Raw genomic sequence first — 17,401 nt, 5'->3', positions numbered from 1 at the left:
TTAATTCTTTTTATTTAATATATACGTTTTAACTGCTGCGTTATGCTGTTTTAACGTGGTTGAAAATTGGTGGCTACCATCGCCTTTTGATACAAAGTAAACATATTCACTTTGCGGCGGATTAACTGCAGCTAAAATAGCGGCTTTTGATGGCATTGCAATCGGTGTTGGCGGTAAACCATTAATACGATACGTATTGTAAGGCGTATAATCGCGCAAATCTTTACGTTTAATATCACCATCAAAATCAGCGCCTAGCCCGTATATTACGGTTGGATCGGTTTGCAGGCGCATATTAGTGTTTAATCGATTAACAAACGCTGATGCAATTAACGGACGCTCACTGGCAAGGCCTGTTTCTTTTTCAATAATTGAAGCCATTATTAGTGCTTCGTATGCTGTTTTATAGGGTAGATTAGCAGCGCGCTGCTGCCAAGCATCATCTAATGTTTGCTGCATTTTTTGTGCTGCACGTTTTAATACACTGCTTGCAGTATCGTTATTATGATAATGGTAAGTGTCGGGGAATAACCAGCCTTCTAAGTGCGTGTCATTACCCAGTATTTGAGTACTTAGTTCGTCAGTTTTTAAATCGTTTTGTAAATTATCAGCTTTTTTAATAGCACTTAGTACTTCACGTAAGTTTTGACCTTCAATTATGGTAAAACTAAAACTAATTTGCTGACCTTGGTTAATTTTTTTTACGTTGTTAATAACGCTATCGGCTGTTAGCTCGTAAAGCCCCGCTTTTAAGTCGGTAAGTGTGGGATCTAATTTGGCAATTACCTGATAACGCCAACAACTTTCTACCCAGTTTTTAGCTTGCCATTGTTGGCATAACTTATTAAAGCCAGTGCCATGCTTAACTTCAAATTGTGTGTTTTGTGCTACCTTTAACGGGCTATTTATTGTTGCTTGTAATTGCTGGTAACCAACAGCAGTGGTTATAACAGCTAAAAAAAGTACCGATAAAATAACTTTTAACACTCAGCCTCCTTGGCTAATAATTTAGTTAGTAATGCGTGGCTGTCGTCTGTATTAAATACCTGTTGCTCAATACGTTTTACAGGTACTGCTCCCATTAAGCTATTACACACAAATACGGCGTCTGCTTGGGTTAAGTGTTCTACTTTCACGCGTTTAAATTCAACAGGCAATTTATCACATAACGATTGCAGATAAACGCCCTTAATTCCGCACTCATCAAGCAATGGCGTAAACACACACTTATTTTTAATCGCAAAAATATTAGCTGCAGAAGCTTCAATTACATTGTTATTGTAATCAAGCACTAACACATCGTCGCAGTTTTGCGTTTGCATTGCTTTTTTAACTAGTACTTGCTCAAGCCGGTTTAGTGTTTTAAGACCCGCTAAATAAGGCTGTGCTGCTAATTTAATTGGGCTTATTTCGAGATTTACACCCTTTTTAACAAGCGCTTCGTAATTACTAGGGTAATCTAATATGCTCAATAAAATAGTAATATTACACTCACTTGGCAGCCCATAACCACGTCCGCCTTCGCCTCGCGTTACAAGTATTTTAAGCACGTTGAGTGGTGCAGCTTTTATATGCAAAGCAATTTGGTTTTCAAGGCGATTAAAATCTAGCTCAGGAAAACCCAAACGCTGTGCGCATTCAATCAAACGCGCTTTATGATGAGCCCAATACTGTACTTGCCCATCAACAACTTTAGCCGTTGTAAAAAAGCCGTCACCGTAATTTAAGCCTCTGTCACGCGTGCTTAAAGTGCTGTTTTGATCTACTGCTATTATTGTTTGCATTTTATTTGGCATATAAAAAAAGCCCAGTTAAACAACTGAGCTCTTATAATTTGATTCGTTGTTAAAAAAGATTATACCTTTTTAAATAGCAACGAGCCATTAGTACCACCAAAACCGAACGAGTTACACAGTGCAAAGTCTAACTTTGCATCACGTGCAGTGTGAGCAATATAATCTAAGTCACACCCTTCGTCTGGGTTATCAAGGTTGATAGTTGGCGACACTTTTTGATCTGTCAGTGATAAAATCGAAATAATCGATTCAACCGAGCCTGCAGCACCTAACAAGTGACCCATCATCGATTTAGACGAGCCTACCATTACATCTTTAGCTGCATTACCAAAAATAGACTTAACAGCGGCAGTTTCTGCTTTATCGCCTGCATTTGTAGATGTACCGTGTGCGTTAATGTAACCAATTTGCTCAGCGTTTACTTGCGCATCATTTAGTGCGTTTTGCATTGCAAGGGCAGCACCCGCTCCATCTTCTGGTGGTGATGTCATGTGGTACGCATCGCCGCTCATACCAAAGCCTACAAGCTCAGCATAAATTTTAGCGCCACGTGCTTTAGCATGTTCGTACTCTTCAACTACAACAACACCTGCACCGTCAGAAAGCACAAAGCCATCGCGGTCTTTATCCCAAGGGCGAGAAGCCGCTTGTGGATCGTCATTGCGGGTTGAAAGTGCACGTGCAGCATTAAAGCCACCCATACCAATAGGCGTACAGGCTTTTTCTGCACCGCCAGCAACCATGGCATCTGCATCACCGTAGGCAATCATGCGCGCGGCATGGCCAATATTATGCAAACCAGTAGTACAGGCTGTTACAATTGAAATATTTGGACCACGAAGTCCATGCATCATTGATAAGTGACCTGAGATCATATTAATAATAGTAGACGGCACATAAAATGGCGATAACTTGCGCGGACCACTATTTAATAACTTAATGTGGTTTTCTTCGATAAGCGTTAAGCCACCAATACCAGAGCCCACAGCAACACCTATACGTGTTGCGTTTTGCTCAGTAATTTCAAGGCCTGAATCTTTAAAGGCTTGAACACCCGCTGCTATGCCGTACTGAATAAACAAGTCCATTTTTTTAGTATCTTTCGCTGACATATATGCTGTTGCATCAAAGTCATTTATTAAGCCAGCGAATTTAGTACCAAATTTTGATGTATCAAAGTGGGTTATTGTTTGAATGCCACTTTTGCCATCTAATAAGCCTTGCCAGGTTGATTGAACATCATTACCTAGCGGCGTCAACATTCCTAAGCCAGTTACGACGACTCGACGTTTAGCCACGGTTTGCCTCCAATAAGGGATATTTACAAGGGGATGACATACCCAAGCTACCTCAAAGTGCTAGTCCCAAAATAGATTAAAAACGCATAACACAATCAAAATTAATTTTTAGCTAAAATTGAGCATTGAGGCTTAAGTTTTGAATCACGAACTTTGAGGTGGTTTGGATATAAAAAATTAAAGGCAGCGGATGCTGCCTTTAACGTGCGATTAATTACTCAGCGTGTGCTGTTACGTAATCGATAGCAGTTTGTACTGTAGTGATCTTCTCAGCTTCTTCATCTGGGATCTCAGTATCAAACTCTTCTTCAAGAGCCATTACTAGTTCAACAGTATCAAGAGAATCTGCACCTAGGTCATCTACGAAAGAAGATTCATTTTTAACTTCTTCTTCTTTAACACCTAGTTGTTCAATGATAATTTTCTTTACGCGTTCTTGGATATCGCTCATTCTTCTTTCCTTTATTAAAAACGCCGATGCGTTATTTTCAGATTGCCGCGTAGTTTACGCGGCATAATTCTCTGATTCAATGATTTGACCATAAATAATTGTCTGGTCAAACCTCTGAGTGTGTATTTTGTCTTTTATCGCTTATTTTCGCAGCGATTTCAAGTATGTTTAAAGCAAGTTCACAAATAATTCAATGTTTTTGAGGTAACTTACTTAACTTTATTAGGTAATAATGTGGGTACAATGGTTATTAAACCATGTACATCGCGCCATTTACATGCAAAGTTTCACCTGATACGTACGCAGCAGCGTCAGATGCTAAATAACATACCGCAGCTGCAATTTCGTCTGGTTGACCTAAACGCCCTGCTGGAACATTTGCAAGTGTTGCTGCTTTTTGCTCTTCAGTTAAATCATCAGTCATATCAGTTTGAATAAAACCAGGTGCCACTACGTTTACTGTAATACCACGTGATGCCACTTCGCGTGCAAGTGACTTAGAAAAACCAATGACGCCTGCTTTAGCCGCTGCATAATTAGCTTGCCCTGCATTACCCATAGTGCCCACTACTGAGCCAATATTGATAATACGGCCTTTCTTTTTCTTCATCATTGGACGAAGTACCGCTTTAGATAAACGGAAAATCGAGCTTAAGTTAGTGTCGATTATATCGTCCCACTCAGCCTCTTTCATACGCATTAATAGGTTGTCACGTGTGATACCTGCGTTATTAACAAGTACGTCAATATCGCCAAAATCAGCTTTTATTGCGGCAAGTGTCGCTTCAATAGATGCAGGATCCGTTACGTTTAATGCATAACCTTTACCATTGTCACCTAGGTACTCGCTGATTTTAGCAGCGCCTGACTCGCTTGTTGCAGTGCCTGCTACTTTTGCACCTTGCGCAACTAATGTTGTTGCAATTGCTTTACCAATACCACGGCTAGCGCCAGTAATTAGGACAATTTTGCCCTCTAAAGAAAATAAATTAGACATTTTATATACTCTTATTTAGCTGCAGCGATTGAAGCGGCATCGTTTACTGAGCCACAAACCATTGCTTTATCAATTCGTTTAGCAAGTCCTGTTAATACTTTACCAGGACCAAATTCGTAGCTTTGCGTTACATCTTGTGCAACCAAGGCTTGTACTGTTTCTGTCCAGCGAACTGGGCTGTATAGTTGACGTACTAGTGCATCTTTAATTGCATCAGCGGTCGATTCAGCTTTTACATCAACATTATTAATTACATCACACTTAGGTGTATTAAATGTTAAAGCGGCCAAGTCTACCGCTAGCTTATCAGCAGCTGGCTTCATTAGTTCACAATGTGAAGGTACGCTAACCGAAAGTGGTAATGCGCGTTTAGCACCAGCATCTTTACATGCTTGTGATGCTCTATCTACTGCCGCTTTATGCCCTGCGATAACAACTTGACCAGGAGAATTGTAGTTAACAGGAGATACAACCTCACCTTGCGCTGAGGCAGCACATGCCGCTTTTATTTCTTCATCGCCTAAGCCAATAATCGCAGCCATTGAACCTACGCCTGCAGGTACAGCTTCTTGCATGTATAAACCACGGTTTTCAACAAGCTTAACAGCTTCGCTCAAGCTTAGTACGTCGCTACATACTAGTGCTGAATATTCACCTAAGCTGTGACCGGCCATAACAACGTCTGCATCTGGGTTTGCTGCAAGCCAATCACGGTAAATAGCAACACTTGCAGTTAATAATGCAGGTTGTGTACGATGAGTTTGATTTAATTTTTCTTCTGGGCCGTTAAGAACTAGCTCTGCTAAGTCGTAACCCAGTGCATCTGATGCTTCTGCAAATGTTGCTTTAACAATGTCAGAACTCTCTAGTAGCTCTTGTAACATACCAACGCTTTGCGAGCCTTGACCTGGGAATAGAAGTGCAATTTTTTGTGCCATACTTTGCTCTTTTTAATTAAACAAATAAATAATGAAATACACGGCACATCAATTATTGATTAACCGCCGTGTCTTTAGAATGTGTTTTTTCGAAAATAGCGGCTATTTTATCAGGAAGTTGACGTTCAACCTCTTTTACCGCTTCATCAATTGCTGCTTGAAATGCTTTAGCTGACGCATTTCCATGGCTTTTAACGACAATACCGCGCAATCCTACCAGAGAAGCACCGTTATACTGGTCGGGGTTCACCCTTTTATAGAGTTTTTTTATTATTGGACGCAATATAAACGCCATACATTTATATAAAAGGTGCTTTTCGAGCGCAGCTGTAAACTTATTCATAATCAGCTTGGCAATGCCTTCGCATGTTTTAAGCGCCACGTTACCCACAAACCCTTCGCATACAATAACATCAGCCTTACCAGAAAAAATATCACTTCCTTCGCTATAACCAATGTAATTAATATGTGGGCTTTGCTGCATTAATTGTGCAGCCTGTTTAATATCATCGTGGCCTTTAATGTCCTCAGCGCCAATATTTAATAAGCTAACGCGAGGGTTATCGCAGCCAAGTGCTTGGCCAGCAACTACAGAGCCCATAATCCCAAACTGATACAGCATTTGCGCATCGCAGTGCACATTAGCACCTAAGTCGAGTAAATATACTGGGTTTTGGCTTTCTGTAGGAACAGATGAAATGAGTGCGGCACGTTTAACACCTGGCAGCATTTTTAATACGTAGTGAGCCATAAAAAATAAAGCGCCGGTATTACCTGAGCTAACACACGCTTGAGCTTCGCCCGACTTAACTAAATCAAGGGCAACACGCATAGATGAATCTTTTTTTGAACGTACAGCAATTGCGGGTTCGCAGGCGTTAGTGACTATTTCACTACAATGACGAATTATGAGTCTTGGATGAGATAAAGAATCGAGAGATTCGAGTTCTTTAGATATAACGTCTTCATTGCCACATAAAATGAGACTTAAATTGGCATGAGCGTTTACCGCATGAACGGCAGCAGGAATAGATGAACGGGGGCCGTAATCGCCCCCCATCATATCTAACGCTATGGTTAGATCTTTCAGCATATAAGTAATCTCTTATTTAGAAATTACTTGAACGCCTTTGTAGTAACCATCTGCAGTCACATGGTGACGACGATGAGTCTCACCAGATGTTTGATCTACAGTTAAAGTTGGACCACTGATCGCATCGTGTGAACGGCGCATGCCGCGTCTTGCACGAGACTTTTTGCTTTTTTGTACAGCCATAGTCTTCTCCTAAGAATCTTTCTTAAGTTGTTTCAAAATATCAAATGGATTAGGTTTATCATCTTCCGCCTTTAATACACCAAAGCTGGCAGGCTTTGCTGAATAACTGCATGAAGCTTCGTTGTGGGTAGCCACTAATGGAATTGCTAAAATTAGTTCGTCTTCAATTAAATCAAAAACGTTAACTTCACCATTTTCATCAAGTGCAACTTCGTCGTAGTCTTCAGGAAAAATATCTAACTCTGTATCTTCACCTACTGGTGAATATGCAAAGTCTTGAACCAAATCCAACCCTAAATCACCATTACAACGTTGACAAATGACAGTAACATGTGTGGACAAATTGCCTCTAATCACAGCGAAACCTTGATCATCGTTTTTGCAATGTATTTTTACCGCTATTTCACCTACTTCTTCCTGCACAACTTTCTCTAAACGAGTAAGTTTTTCAAGCGGTACAATCCCGTCATACTTTAAACGGTGCTGCGCTGCTTTGCCTGGATGAAGAGTGATGGGAATTTTCACCTTTTGCATAGGGGCTGCATCATATAGATAGTTAGTTTGTTAGTCAAAGTAAAAAACCATTTTTACTTGGTTTTTAACGTGTTTTACTCTCGGATCTGATTTATCCTAACTCAATCTGAATTATCGTAGGAAAACAGTCCATGAAGCTTCCACTCATTTTAGCGTCAAGCTCGCCTTTTAGGCAGTCTTTATTACAAAAATTTAATTTACCCTTTGATACGTTTTCACCCGACGTTGACGAATCAGCACTTGAATGCGAAACACCTACTGAACTGGTTAAGCGTTTAAGTGAGTTAAAAGCCTCAGCAGCTAATAAACACTTTAAAAAAGGGTTAGCAATTGGATCAGACCAAGTCGCTGTGTTTAACAATCAAATTTTAGGTAAACCGCACAATAAACAAAATGCTCTAAAACAACTAAATTTATTTAGCGGTAATACTGTAACATTTTTAACTGGGCTTTGTGTTTACGATATTGTAACTGGAACAAAAAAAACCTGCGTAGAACCTTTTAATGTGACATTTAAAACACTCAGTGATGCACAAATTAGTGCTTATTGCGACGCAGAGCAGCCTTATAATTGTGCTGGCAGCTTTAAAAGTGAAGGGTTAGGTATCTGTTTATTTGAAAAACTAAGCGGAGACGATCCTAATAGCTTAATTGGATTACCATTAATTAAACTCAGCCAATTATTGGCTGAGTTTGGTATTGATGTGCTTACCGCTCAAAACAAGTTCTAGTTAAATAAATTAGCCAAGCAAAACCTGTTGCAATTGCAGATAATTATCTACCGTTGCAACAGAGCTAAGCTTATTTAGCTGCTGTGCGTTATGTACACCCATTGTTACGCCAATTCTATCCATACCTGCAGCTTTTGCCATTGTCATGTCTATTTGAGTGTCACCAATCATTACAGCGTCTTGAGCACTTATGCCAAGTTCTTCAAGTAATTGATACAGCATATTTGGAGAGGGCTTAGACAGTGCGTCGTCGCTTGTACGTGTTGCACTAAAAAAATGTCTAAGTTGGCTTTGATCAAGCAAACGCTCTAATCCATCTCGACCTTTACCTGTTGCAACCGCTAAAACAATGCCCTGCTCTTTTAAGGCACCTAAAACGCTAACAGCATTATCAAATACAGGAGTTGGCGTGGTATCAACACTATATTGGTGTTTATACCCTTTAATTAGGGCTTGATGCTGCGCGACATTATCGGGAAATAAAACATCAATTGCTTTTTCAAGCGACATACCAATGATATTTTTAATTGCTAAATCACTTGGCGCCACTAAATTAAGTGACTCAGCACTACTACGAATACAGTTAACTATTTTAGTTACTGAATCCATAACGGTGCCATCCCAATCAAAAATGACGAGCTTATATTTTTTAATCGGCGTCACTGCAATCACTGTTTTGCGTCTCGTAATTTTAGTAATGTATTTTTAAGCGTTTTATCAAGGGGCGCTTCAATACGCATCGTTGTTTCGTTTTTAGGATGATAAAAACTTAAATCGTGTGCATGTAAGAATAAGCGGTTTAACCCAACTTTACGCATAGATTCATCAAACCCCTGGTCACCGTATTTATCATCGCACGCGATAGGATGACCTTTACATTGCGTATGAACACGAATTTGGTGCGTACGTCCTGTAACAGGAGATGCTTGTACAAGTGAGCAATCGTTAAAACGTTCAAGTACTTTAAAACGCGTATGCGAAGGCTTGCCCTCAGTGTTATCTACACGTACTACGCGTTCACCCGATTTAAGTGTATTTTTACGCAGCCCTTCGGTAACGTTTTTAGTTTTAGAGTCCCACTGCCCTTCTACAAGTGCCCAGTAATTTTTTTCCATGGTTTTTTCACGAAGCTGTTCATGCAATGCTGTTAACACCGAACGGCGCTTTGCAATAAGTAAACAGCCCGATGTATCGCGGTCAAGCCTGTGAACTAGCTCAAGATTGCGCTCTTCTGGGCGAAGTGCGCGCAGCGCTTCAATTAAACCATAACTTAAACCACTGCCACCATGAACAGCCATACCTGAAGGTTTATTTATGACGATAAGGTATTTATCTTCAAATAAAATATCGTTTTCTAGGCGAGTTACTTTGTCTAACTTTGATGGTACAAACTCTTCACGCTCAGCAACTCTGATAGGTGCAATACGCAGTACATCGTCAAGCTGTAGTTTATATACAGGCTTAATACGCTTTTTATTAACGCGTACCTCACCTTTGCGCAAAAGTTTATAAATAGCGCTTTTAGGCACCCCTTTTAAATGGGTAATAAGAAAGTTATCAATACGCTGACCTAAATGGTCTTCATTGATCGTGACATAAGTTACTTGTAAGTCGTTTTTTTCTGACATTGCCTAATCACTAATTTAAGTAAAATAATTTAGTTGCTAACACTGTAATAATAGTGGGATAATCAGCAGCGCAAATATTTAGTATTTGCAAATAACAACGGTGCTTTTTAACACATTAAAACATTCGTGATGCACATTCTGGGTAGCCGATCATACAGATCCGAGTTAAGTTTTCCAAAGCTTTTATGCCTCCTCAGTTAACACGTGCGATCAATTAACGGCAATGCGCGTAATATATTGCTGGTTAAGTTTGAACATGAAGCGATTTTTAATGTGCTAGAGAAAGCAATGAACAGATAATTTGTCTGATAGTGACGACGTAAAAAACGTCGTTCAGCACTAGCTCAATTATTGTAGTACCGTACAGCAGCTTATTTAGAATTAAAAAAATCTAATAAATAAGCGTTCATTAACATCGGCAGCGATTTTTGCTCTTAAAACGGATATTAGCGATACATCAGTATGTATTGCTCACCAACTTAATGAGCCCTACGCGCCTAATATGAATGATATTTAGTAAGATTAATATGACAGGCCGACTTCTGGGTAAAACTTGTAAACGTAGCTGAAAAGCCGACAGTTTTAGCACCATTAAGAATTTAATAGCGGTAATAATCGCTATTGTTTGCCAGCATTTAAAATACTGCATACGAGATACAGAGCCGTTCCGTTAAAGACCCAGTCGTGAGGCTGCACATTCTAAAAATAGGGACAACTGAACAGGCGAGAAAAACATCGTCATGTCAGCGACATAAATAAGTAGAGTAACAATATGAAACGTATGCTAATCAATGCAACGCAGCAAGAAGAAATGCGCGTAGCACTGGTTGATGGCCAGCGCCTTTATGATTTAGATATCGAAAGCCCAGGTCACGAACAGAAAAAAGCCAATATTTATAAAGGCAAAATCACTCGCATTGAACCATCTCTTGAAGCAGCATTTGTTGATTACGGTGCTGACCGCCATGGTTTCCTTCCTTTAAAAGAAATTGCACGTACTTACTTCCCTGCAGGTTACACTTTTCATGGTCGCCCTAACATTCGCGACGTAATAAAAGAAGGTCAAGAAGTAATAGTACAAGTTGATAAAGAAGAACGCGGCCAAAAAGGCGCAGCGTTAACTACTTTTATCAGTGTTGCTGGTAGCTATTTAGTTCTTATGCCTAATAACCCTCGTGCTGGCGGTATTTCTCGTCGTATTGAAGGTGATGAGCGAACTGAACTTAAAGAAGCATTAGGTCGTTTAGAACTACCTAAAGGTATGGGCTTAATTGTTCGTACAGCGGGTGTTGGTAAATCATTTGAAGAACTTAACTACGATTTAAAAGCACTATTAGTACATTGGGATGCAATTAAACAAGCAGCCGATAGTGCTAAAGCACCGTTTTTGATTCACCAAGAAAGCAACGTGATTTTCCGCGCAATACGCGATTATTTACGTCGTGACATTGGCGAAATTTTAATTGATAAACCACGTGTTTTTGAAGAAGCTAAAGCGCACATTGAGCGTTTTCGTCCTGACTTTATGAGCCGTGTTAAGCTTTATCAAGGTGACACGCCTTTATTTACACATTACCAAATTGAAAGCCAAATTGAGTCTGCATTCCAACGTGAAGTACGTCTTCCTTCTGGTGGTTCAATTGTAATTGACCCTACCGAAGCACTGACATCTATTGATATCAACTCGTCTAAGGCAACTAAAGGCGGCGATATTGAAGAGACAGCACTTAATACAAACTTAGAAGCGGCCGATGAAATTGCACGTCAATTACGTCTTCGTGACCTAGGTGGTTTAATTGTAATCGACTTTATCGATATGACTCCTCCACGCCATCAACGTGAAGTAGAGAATCGTTTAAAAGATGCAGCGCGCCCAGACCGTGCTCGCGTTCAAATTGGTAAAATCTCACGCTTTGGTTTACTTGAAATGTCGCGCCAGCGTTTGCGTCCTTCATTAGGTGAAGCAAGCCAAGGCCCATGTCCACGTTGTAGTGGCCAAGGTACTATTCGTTCAAACGAATCAATAGCACTTTCAATTCTTCGCTTAATTGAAGAAGAAGCAATTAAAGACAATACAGCACAAGTAAATGCACAAGTGCCTGTTGCTGTTGCTGCTTATTTATTAAATGAGCAACGTCGTAGTGTTCATCGCATTGAAAAACATCATAAATGTGACGTAGTGATTATTCCAAATCAACATATGGAAACACCACACTATGAAGTTATGCGCTTACGTAAAGACGAAACACTTGAAACTGTAAGTTACGGACAAGTTGTTGCACCAGAGCCTGAAGTATTCGAGATGTCAAAATCTCCAAGTACGCCAGTCCGTGAAGAGCCAATGCTAAAAGGCGTAGTTATGCCTTCTACTCCTGCTCCACAAGCAGCGCCAGCTAAAGCAGTAGAGCCTGCTGCGGTAGCACAAACTAAAACTGAAGGTGGCTTACTAGCTGCTATTGGTAATTGGTTTAAGTCGTTATTTGCAAGTGAATCTGAAGAAGAGAAAAAAGAAGCTGTAGAAAAAGAGCAGCAAGAAACGCGCAATAATGCGCGTCGTGGTAACGATAACCGTCGTCGTAATAACAATCAACGTCGTCGTAATAATAACCCACGCACTAACAAGCCGCGCAATGAGCGTCCAGCCGCTGAAGAGGAAGCTAAAACTGACTCAGCAGCAAGCACCGAGACTCAAGAGAGAAGCGAGAACCGCAACAAGCGCCGTCGTAATCCTAACTCTCGTAAGCGCCCAGAGCATAAAAACCAAGAAAAAGATCAAGTTAAAACTGAAACCCCTGCAAAGGTGGAAGTAGAAACTGATTCTAAGCCAGCACAAGCTGCAGAGCCTAAAGAACAGAAGCCTAAAGTTCGCCGTCAACGTCGTAACATACGTAAAAAAGTACGTCTGCAAGATGAAAAAGCTGAGCAAGCTAACTCAACAGAGCAAGTACCTGAGCAAACAGCTGTAACTGAAACTCCACAAGTTCAAGAGCAAGCTCCTGCTGTAGAAAAGCAAAAGCAAACTCCGGCAGAAAAAACAGCTCACATTAAAGAAGAGAAAGTTGATGTTGTTGATTCTAACGATGAAACAGCAGCTCACATTAAAGAAGAGAAAGTTGATGTTGTTGATTCTAACGATGAAACAGCAGCTACTGAAGACGAACAAGAGCAAACACGTACACGTTCACGTCGTTCTCCTCGTCATCTTCGTGCATCTGGCCAACGTCGTCGTCGCCCTGAAGGTGAAGCAGAAGTTAAATCTGATGAAGCTCCTGCATTTATTCCAGTTGCTGATCAAGCTGCTGCAGAATACGAAGCAGAACTTAAAGCTAAATCAGAAGAAACACCGGTAGATGCGTCGCAACAAGTTGAACAAGCCGTTGCGGTTGAAGACTTAGCAAAAGTTGAAGCTGTAGAAGAGCCAGTAAAAGCTAAAGAACCGGCTAAAGCTGAAACGCCAGTAGCCACTGAAGAGCCTGCTAAAGCTGAAACGCCAGTAGCCACTGAAGAGCCTGCTAAAGTTGAAACACCAGTAGCCACTGAAGAGCCTGCTAAAGTTGAAACGCCAGTAGCAACTGAAGAGCCTGCTAAAGTTGAAACGCCAGTAGCAACTGAAGAGCCTGCTAAAGTTGAAACGCCAGTAGCAATTGAAGAGCTTGCTAAAGTTGAAACACCAGTAGCAACTGAAAAGTCTGCTAAAGCTGAAACATCAGTAGTAACTGAAGAGCCTGCTAAAGTTGAAACGCCAGTAGCAACTGAAAAGTCTGCTAAAGCTGAAGCAAAAGTGAAAACTGAAAAATCAGCACCGCATGTTAAAACAGCGGTTACTCAAGGGTCAGCAAGTGCGCCAATGGCACAACCTACTCCTGTAGCTGATAGCGAAGTGAAACATACGTCTGTAGCAATGGCTCACGATAAACGTGAACTAGTTCCAGACAGTGGTTTACGTGCAGGTTCAATCAAACCTGCTGGTCGTGCAAGTTCTGCAATGACTAAAACAATGAGTGTTGATTAATAACTAACATTCATTTAAAAGCCCCGCTATTTAATAAATAGCGGGGCTTTTTTGTTTATATGATTTGAATAATCAAAAAATGACTTCACGCCCGTAAAAAGCGATTTAGTCACAAAGAGGTTAAGAGACGCTGCGCTTTTAGAGGTAGTAAAAAGTCTAAGTCTTGCTAACTTTAAAAAGCCCCACTAGTAAACCATCGCTTGTGTTTCTCATTTACTCCTCTTTCACTTCTCTATGTGAAATAAATCTTTAAGGTTTTTTCCGATGCAACGAATTTATATACCGATACAAAAAAGCGCGATATAGATACCGCGCTCTTAAATCAGATTTTTAACTTAACTTGTTAAATTTACTCGCTTTCACTTTCCATAAAACGTTGTAACTGATCTTTTAAGTTTGGTGGAATACCTTTAATTACAAGCGTGTCCGTTGCCTCGTTGTAAGTTACGCGCTCACCTAAGTGTTTACGTTCAAAACTTACACTCACACCACCACCAAGACCTGAGAACTTAACCATGCTGGTTACGGTTTTCTTATCAACAGGGAAAGTTTCTTCTAAGTCATAGCTTTGTTCTTTACAAAAACTATCAAACGGGCTGTCATCGCCTTTTGTAAGCGTTGCAGATAGCTCGCTTACGCTTGCATCTTCACCAGTTGTCACACAGTCATTACAGTAGTCAAAGACTTGTTTACGTAAATCGTCTTTTTCTGATTTATCAAATTGTTGCTCAGATAAATAATCCTCTACTGCGCTAAGCATTACTTGGCTTTGCTGTTTTGAATCAATACCCTCTTCACAACCTAAAAAGTCTAAGAAAAAGTCAGCAACTTTACGTCCAGCTCGCCCTTTGATAAATGAAATATAACGGTTGTCGTCAGCTTGTGTATCCCACGCTGTTAAATCGATACGAGCAGCAAGTTGCATGCGTGATATGTCTAAATGACGAGAAGCGGCTAAATCAAGCTCTGAGGTCATAGAATAATGCTCTTTGATGTTAATCATCGCAATTAGCATGTAATCAGTTGCAACGTACTGGTAATGACAAAATACTAAATAGCCTGTTTCACTAAATGCATACTTATCAAGCTCTTCTTTTAAAAGCGTCGAGGCTTGCTCGGTCATATGCCAAAAGCCTAACTCATCATTACGGTAACTTTGCATTGCAGATGCTACAACACTGTTTTTGTCACCACAGAAAGCACAATAACCTTTACCAGGTTTACCATTGTATGCATGATGTAATTGTTCGATAAAAACGGCTACTTTATCGTTAATTACCATCTCATCATTTCGAAGGTGAATTTGCGTATCGTCGTCTTTTTTGTCTACATAGTGAACGACTAATTTTTTAACGTCTGTTGTCATCTTTGTTTTTCACGCCTCTAGTGTTAAAATACGAGAATATAACTATTTTATTGAACCAACTAATGCCAATCTTATCAAAATACTCTAATGAAGAAGTAGAACAAATCGTCGATCAGCTTATTGATGTGCTAACTAAACACAATGCGCCGGTTGATTTAAGTCTTATGTGTTTAGGAAATTCTATCACGCATATCTTAAAAGAGCATGTACCAACAGGGAAAAGACAAGCTGTAACCGAGAACTTTGCAAAAGCGCTCGCGCAGTCGGTTAAATAAAATTTATGAATTTATCGCAGCACAATCAATTTTCATCAAAAGCGAGTCAACTGCTAAGTTGGGGGCATTGGTTTACCTTTGCCAATATCGGCTTAGCCCTACTTATTAGCTTAAGCTATTTATTTGCAGACTCGCCACCTACAAGCTTTTTAGGCATTACTTATATGCTAGTTACTTGGCTAAGCCACACTAGTTTTATAGCCTTTTTAGCGTTTGTGCTGACGGTATTTCCGCTTAGTTTAATATTCCCCTACCCACGACACATTCGTGGCATGGCCGCTGTAATAGCCACTGTAGGCGCATCATTGCTTACTCTTGATGCTTATGTGTATGTTAATTTAGGTTATCACCTAAGTATATCTGCCTTACCTGAAATCATTTCATTGTTGTGGCATCGTTTAACAAGCTCTCCTGCTTTAACAACAATTTTAGCCAGTGGTATTGTTGTTGTTATTTTAGGCTTTCAGCTACTTGTGAGTAATTACACATGGCACCACCTTGAGCGTTTAAAGCAATATAAATTTGCACGTTACGCAATTTCTTTCTTAATCGTGTGTTTTTCGCTTAGCCACAGTATTCATATTTGGGCTGACGCCAATTTAAACTTTGATGTAACAAAACAAGATAATGTTTTGCCACTTTCATACCCTACTACCGCTAAAAGCTTGTTAGCTAAAAATGATCTGCTAGATATAGAAAGCTACGAGCAAGCACACAACGTAAAAATTAATAACCAAAATATTAGTTATCAAATGCCAAGCCCGCTTGAAAAATGCGAGGACTACACACAAGCCAATGTAGATATATTTGTATTTGAAACTCAACAACAACTCGAAAAGTTTGTTGCCGAGAAAAAAAACATGCACAAAACAGAGCAGTTTTTACAGCCAACAAATCATGACGATACGTTATTTAGCTTAGTGTATGGTTTACCCGCTTTTTATAAAGCAGCAATTTTAACCGAGCAGACACTCCCAGTTTGGCAAAGTCAGCGCCGTAGCATTGAACTAACTGGCATTGAAGAACTAAGCTTTATTAATGATCAAGCACATAGCTCTAGTGCTATTCGAGTAATTAAAGCGAGTGATACCCCTACTGTTCGAGATGATGAAACACAGGTTTTTGCTTTTAGTCTTGCCAATAACAAGCAAGAAGTAGTAACCACCTCAACGTTATACAGCTCTGACAAACGTATTTCTAAAGTAGATGGGCTAATTCAACCTAGCGACTTAATTGCAACAAGCGTTGGGCAATATTTAAATTGCAAAGCTATTGCCAAGCAAACAATGCTAGGCGTTAATCTATACAAGAAAAAAGACGATATGGGCGTGAACTACTCTCAGGGTGTTGTTATAGCCTATAAAAAAGATAGGATTACCTTAATAGATTCAGATGGTAACTTTAAAAACATCTCTGCCGCTGAAGGTTTTTCTATTGAACAAGGTTTAGATATACCATTTTTAGTACAAAGTATTAAAAAGCTCAAAACCTTTACCCAATAACAGTTATCCTAACCTAGCTTGATATACCACCAAGCTAGGTTATAGTTTTATATTGTTGTTAGATATAAAAACCAAGGATGACATGTATGTTTAAAACTTCTCGTTATATTCTCCATTCTAGCTTTTTACTTATCAGTTTTTTTAGCTTTAGCGATACCACTTACTACAAATGTGTAACAGAAAAAGGCACTGTCTTTTCTCAACTGCCGTGTGACGACGAAGCAACGACTTATAAAGTTAACACAACGGGTAATCAGTATTCTGGTCCTAAGGTTGACTACACTAAACAACTAAACGAACTTGAGCGTGAAAGGCTTCTATATGGCTTACAGGCAGAGCTTCGCAGTAATAACCATAAACTAACAATACTTGATCGTAATAAAGAGCGTGCTGAATACAAACAACAAGAGCGGTTAAATCATATCTTAGCCATTGATGATAAAAAACGTATTACTAAAGACATTACTAAAAAACTAAAAGCAATTAATCAAACATATAAGAAAAACGTATCGGCTGTGACTAAACAAATTAAAATTCTCGAAAAAAAGATAGCTCAATTCCAATAAGTTACTCTTAGTTAGTAAGTAACATTTATCT

17 protein-coding genes are annotated in these 17,401 nt (G+C 39.7%); 5 read left to right on the top strand and 12 right to left on the bottom strand.

What is annotated here, in order from left to right:
• The 9 genes from mltG to yceD form a co-directional block, all read right to left on the bottom strand.
• Positions 1 to 987 (bottom strand): endolytic transglycosylase MltG, encoded by a 987-nt coding sequence (mltG, locus tag ABX891_RS08550; RefSeq protein WP_335676222.1) that lies wholly within the window; start codon positions 985 to 987, stop codon positions 1 to 3.
• Entirely contained in the window at positions 981 to 1,796 is an 816-nt protein-coding gene (pabC, locus tag ABX891_RS08545) for an aminodeoxychorismate lyase (RefSeq protein WP_354629289.1), read from the bottom strand. Before pabC ends, mltG begins: the two co-directional genes overlap by 7 nt.
• 59 nt (positions 1,797 to 1,855) lie before the next feature.
• Positions 1,856 to 3,094, bottom strand: coding sequence for a beta-ketoacyl-ACP synthase II (fabF, locus tag ABX891_RS08540; protein ID WP_002962376.1), 1,239 nt, complete (start codon positions 3,092 to 3,094; stop codon positions 1,856 to 1,858).
• Between the two features lie 214 nt (positions 3,095 to 3,308).
• On the bottom strand, positions 3,309 to 3,545 hold the full coding sequence (gene acpP, locus ABX891_RS08535; RefSeq protein WP_002962377.1) for an acyl carrier protein: 237 nt from the start codon (positions 3,543 to 3,545) through the stop codon (positions 3,309 to 3,311).
• Positions 3,546 to 3,795: 250 nt separating this feature from the next.
• Positions 3,796 to 4,542: a 3-oxoacyl-ACP reductase FabG gene (gene fabG, locus ABX891_RS08530; protein WP_197098358.1), complete on the bottom strand. Its 747-nt coding sequence runs from the start codon at positions 4,540 to 4,542 to the stop codon at positions 3,796 to 3,798.
• Positions 4,543 to 4,553: 11 nt separating this feature from the next.
• On the bottom strand, positions 4,554 to 5,480 hold the full coding sequence (fabD, locus tag ABX891_RS08525; protein ID WP_039490050.1) for an ACP S-malonyltransferase: 927 nt from the start codon (positions 5,478 to 5,480) through the stop codon (positions 4,554 to 4,556).
• A gap of 52 nt (positions 5,481 to 5,532) precedes the next feature.
• Positions 5,533 to 6,573, bottom strand: a complete 1,041-nt coding sequence (gene plsX / locus ABX891_RS08520) for a phosphate acyltransferase PlsX (RefSeq protein ID WP_002962380.1) — start codon at positions 6,571 to 6,573, stop codon at positions 5,533 to 5,535.
• A 12-nt stretch (positions 6,574 to 6,585) separates the two neighbouring features.
• Positions 6,586 to 6,756 (bottom strand): 50S ribosomal protein L32, encoded by a 171-nt coding sequence (gene rpmF / locus ABX891_RS08515; protein WP_002962381.1) that lies wholly within the window; start codon positions 6,754 to 6,756, stop codon positions 6,586 to 6,588.
• A 9-nt stretch (positions 6,757 to 6,765) separates the two neighbouring features.
• Entirely contained in the window at positions 6,766 to 7,290 is a 525-nt protein-coding gene (yceD, locus tag ABX891_RS08510; RefSeq protein ID WP_007375269.1) for a 23S rRNA accumulation protein YceD, read from the bottom strand.
• A gap of 131 nt (positions 7,291 to 7,421) precedes the next feature.
• Between yceD and ABX891_RS08505 the strand changes: the two genes are divergently transcribed.
• Positions 7,422 to 8,021 (top strand): Maf family protein, encoded by a 600-nt coding sequence (locus ABX891_RS08505; RefSeq protein ID WP_182694138.1) that lies wholly within the window; start codon positions 7,422 to 7,424, stop codon positions 8,019 to 8,021.
• A gap of 9 nt (positions 8,022 to 8,030) precedes the next feature.
• Here the strand turns inward: ABX891_RS08505 and ABX891_RS08500 are convergent, their stop codons facing one another.
• On the bottom strand, positions 8,031 to 8,693 hold the full coding sequence (locus ABX891_RS08500; RefSeq protein ID WP_354629288.1) for an HAD-IA family hydrolase: 663 nt from the start codon (positions 8,691 to 8,693) through the stop codon (positions 8,031 to 8,033).
• Positions 8,690 to 9,649 (bottom strand): 23S rRNA pseudouridine(955/2504/2580) synthase RluC, encoded by a 960-nt coding sequence (gene rluC, locus ABX891_RS08495; protein ID WP_024596136.1) that lies wholly within the window; start codon positions 9,647 to 9,649, stop codon positions 8,690 to 8,692. Before rluC ends, ABX891_RS08500 begins: the two co-directional genes overlap by 4 nt.
• 772 nt (positions 9,650 to 10,421) lie before the next feature.
• Between rluC and rne the strand changes: the two genes are divergently transcribed.
• A complete protein-coding gene (gene rne / locus ABX891_RS08490) occupies positions 10,422 to 13,661 on the top strand; it encodes a ribonuclease E (RefSeq protein ID WP_354629287.1) in 3,240 nt (1,079 codons plus the stop codon).
• A 349-nt stretch (positions 13,662 to 14,010) separates the two neighbouring features.
• On the opposite strand, the gene yejK is transcribed toward rne, so the two are convergent.
• Complete coding sequence (yejK, locus tag ABX891_RS08485) at positions 14,011 to 15,027, bottom strand: nucleoid-associated protein YejK (protein WP_354629286.1); 1,017 nt, start codon at positions 15,025 to 15,027, stop codon at positions 14,011 to 14,013.
• Positions 15,028 to 15,089: 62 nt separating this feature from the next.
• Between yejK and ABX891_RS08480 the strand changes: the two genes are divergently transcribed.
• From ABX891_RS08480 to ABX891_RS08470, 3 genes are all read left to right on the top strand, one after another.
• Positions 15,090 to 15,302 carry a YejL family protein gene (locus tag ABX891_RS08480; RefSeq protein ID WP_002961475.1) on the top strand — a complete coding sequence of 71 codons (213 nt, stop codon included), beginning with the start codon at positions 15,090 to 15,092 and terminating at the stop codon, positions 15,300 to 15,302.
• Positions 15,303 to 15,307: 5 nt separating this feature from the next.
• Complete coding sequence (locus ABX891_RS08475) at positions 15,308 to 16,804, top strand: DUF3413 domain-containing protein (RefSeq protein ID WP_354629285.1); 1,497 nt, start codon at positions 15,308 to 15,310, stop codon at positions 16,802 to 16,804.
• Between the two features lie 86 nt (positions 16,805 to 16,890).
• On the top strand, positions 16,891 to 17,370 hold the full coding sequence (locus tag ABX891_RS08470; RefSeq protein WP_197098353.1) for a DUF4124 domain-containing protein: 480 nt from the start codon (positions 16,891 to 16,893) through the stop codon (positions 17,368 to 17,370).
• Positions 17,371 to 17,401: the final 31 nt, after the last annotated feature.

Origin of the sequence: Pseudoalteromonas sp. NCIMB 1079, from assembly GCF_040567695.1 — a bacterium.
GTDB classification, from domain to species: domain Bacteria; phylum Pseudomonadota; class Gammaproteobacteria; order Enterobacterales; family Alteromonadaceae; genus Pseudoalteromonas; species Pseudoalteromonas distincta.
This window is presented reverse-complemented; position numbering and strand designations above follow the sequence as displayed.

Coding starts and splice junctions, on each gene's coding strand:
- rne (WP_354629287.1), top strand. CDS start 10,422: ATGAAACGTATGCTAATCAATGCAACGCAGCAAGAAGAAATGCGCGTA.
- yejK (WP_354629286.1), bottom strand. CDS start 15,027: ATGACAACAGACGTTAAAAAATTAGTCGTTCACTATGTAGACAAAAAA.
- acpP (WP_002962377.1), bottom strand. CDS start 3,545: ATGAGCGATATCCAAGAACGCGTAAAGAAAATTATCATTGAACAACTA.
- plsX (WP_002962380.1), bottom strand. CDS start 6,573: ATGCTGAAAGATCTAACCATAGCGTTAGATATGATGGGGGGCGATTAC.
- ABX891_RS08480 (WP_002961475.1), top strand. CDS start 15,090: ATGCCAATCTTATCAAAATACTCTAATGAAGAAGTAGAACAAATCGTC.
- ABX891_RS08505 (WP_182694138.1), top strand. CDS start 7,422: ATGAAGCTTCCACTCATTTTAGCGTCAAGCTCGCCTTTTAGGCAGTCT.
- pabC (WP_354629289.1), bottom strand. CDS start 1,796: ATGCCAAATAAAATGCAAACAATAATAGCAGTAGATCAAAACAGCACT.
- fabG (WP_197098358.1), bottom strand. CDS start 4,542: ATGTCTAATTTATTTTCTTTAGAGGGCAAAATTGTCCTAATTACTGGC.
- ABX891_RS08475 (WP_354629285.1), top strand. CDS start 15,308: ATGAATTTATCGCAGCACAATCAATTTTCATCAAAAGCGAGTCAACTG.
- rluC (WP_024596136.1), bottom strand. CDS start 9,649: ATGTCAGAAAAAAACGACTTACAAGTAACTTATGTCACGATCAATGAA.
- rpmF (WP_002962381.1), bottom strand. CDS start 6,756: ATGGCTGTACAAAAAAGCAAAAAGTCTCGTGCAAGACGCGGCATGCGC.
- fabD (WP_039490050.1), bottom strand. CDS start 5,480: ATGGCACAAAAAATTGCACTTCTATTCCCAGGTCAAGGCTCGCAAAGC.
- ABX891_RS08470 (WP_197098353.1), top strand. CDS start 16,891: ATGTTTAAAACTTCTCGTTATATTCTCCATTCTAGCTTTTTACTTATC.
- yceD (WP_007375269.1), bottom strand. CDS start 7,290: ATGCAAAAGGTGAAAATTCCCATCACTCTTCATCCAGGCAAAGCAGCG.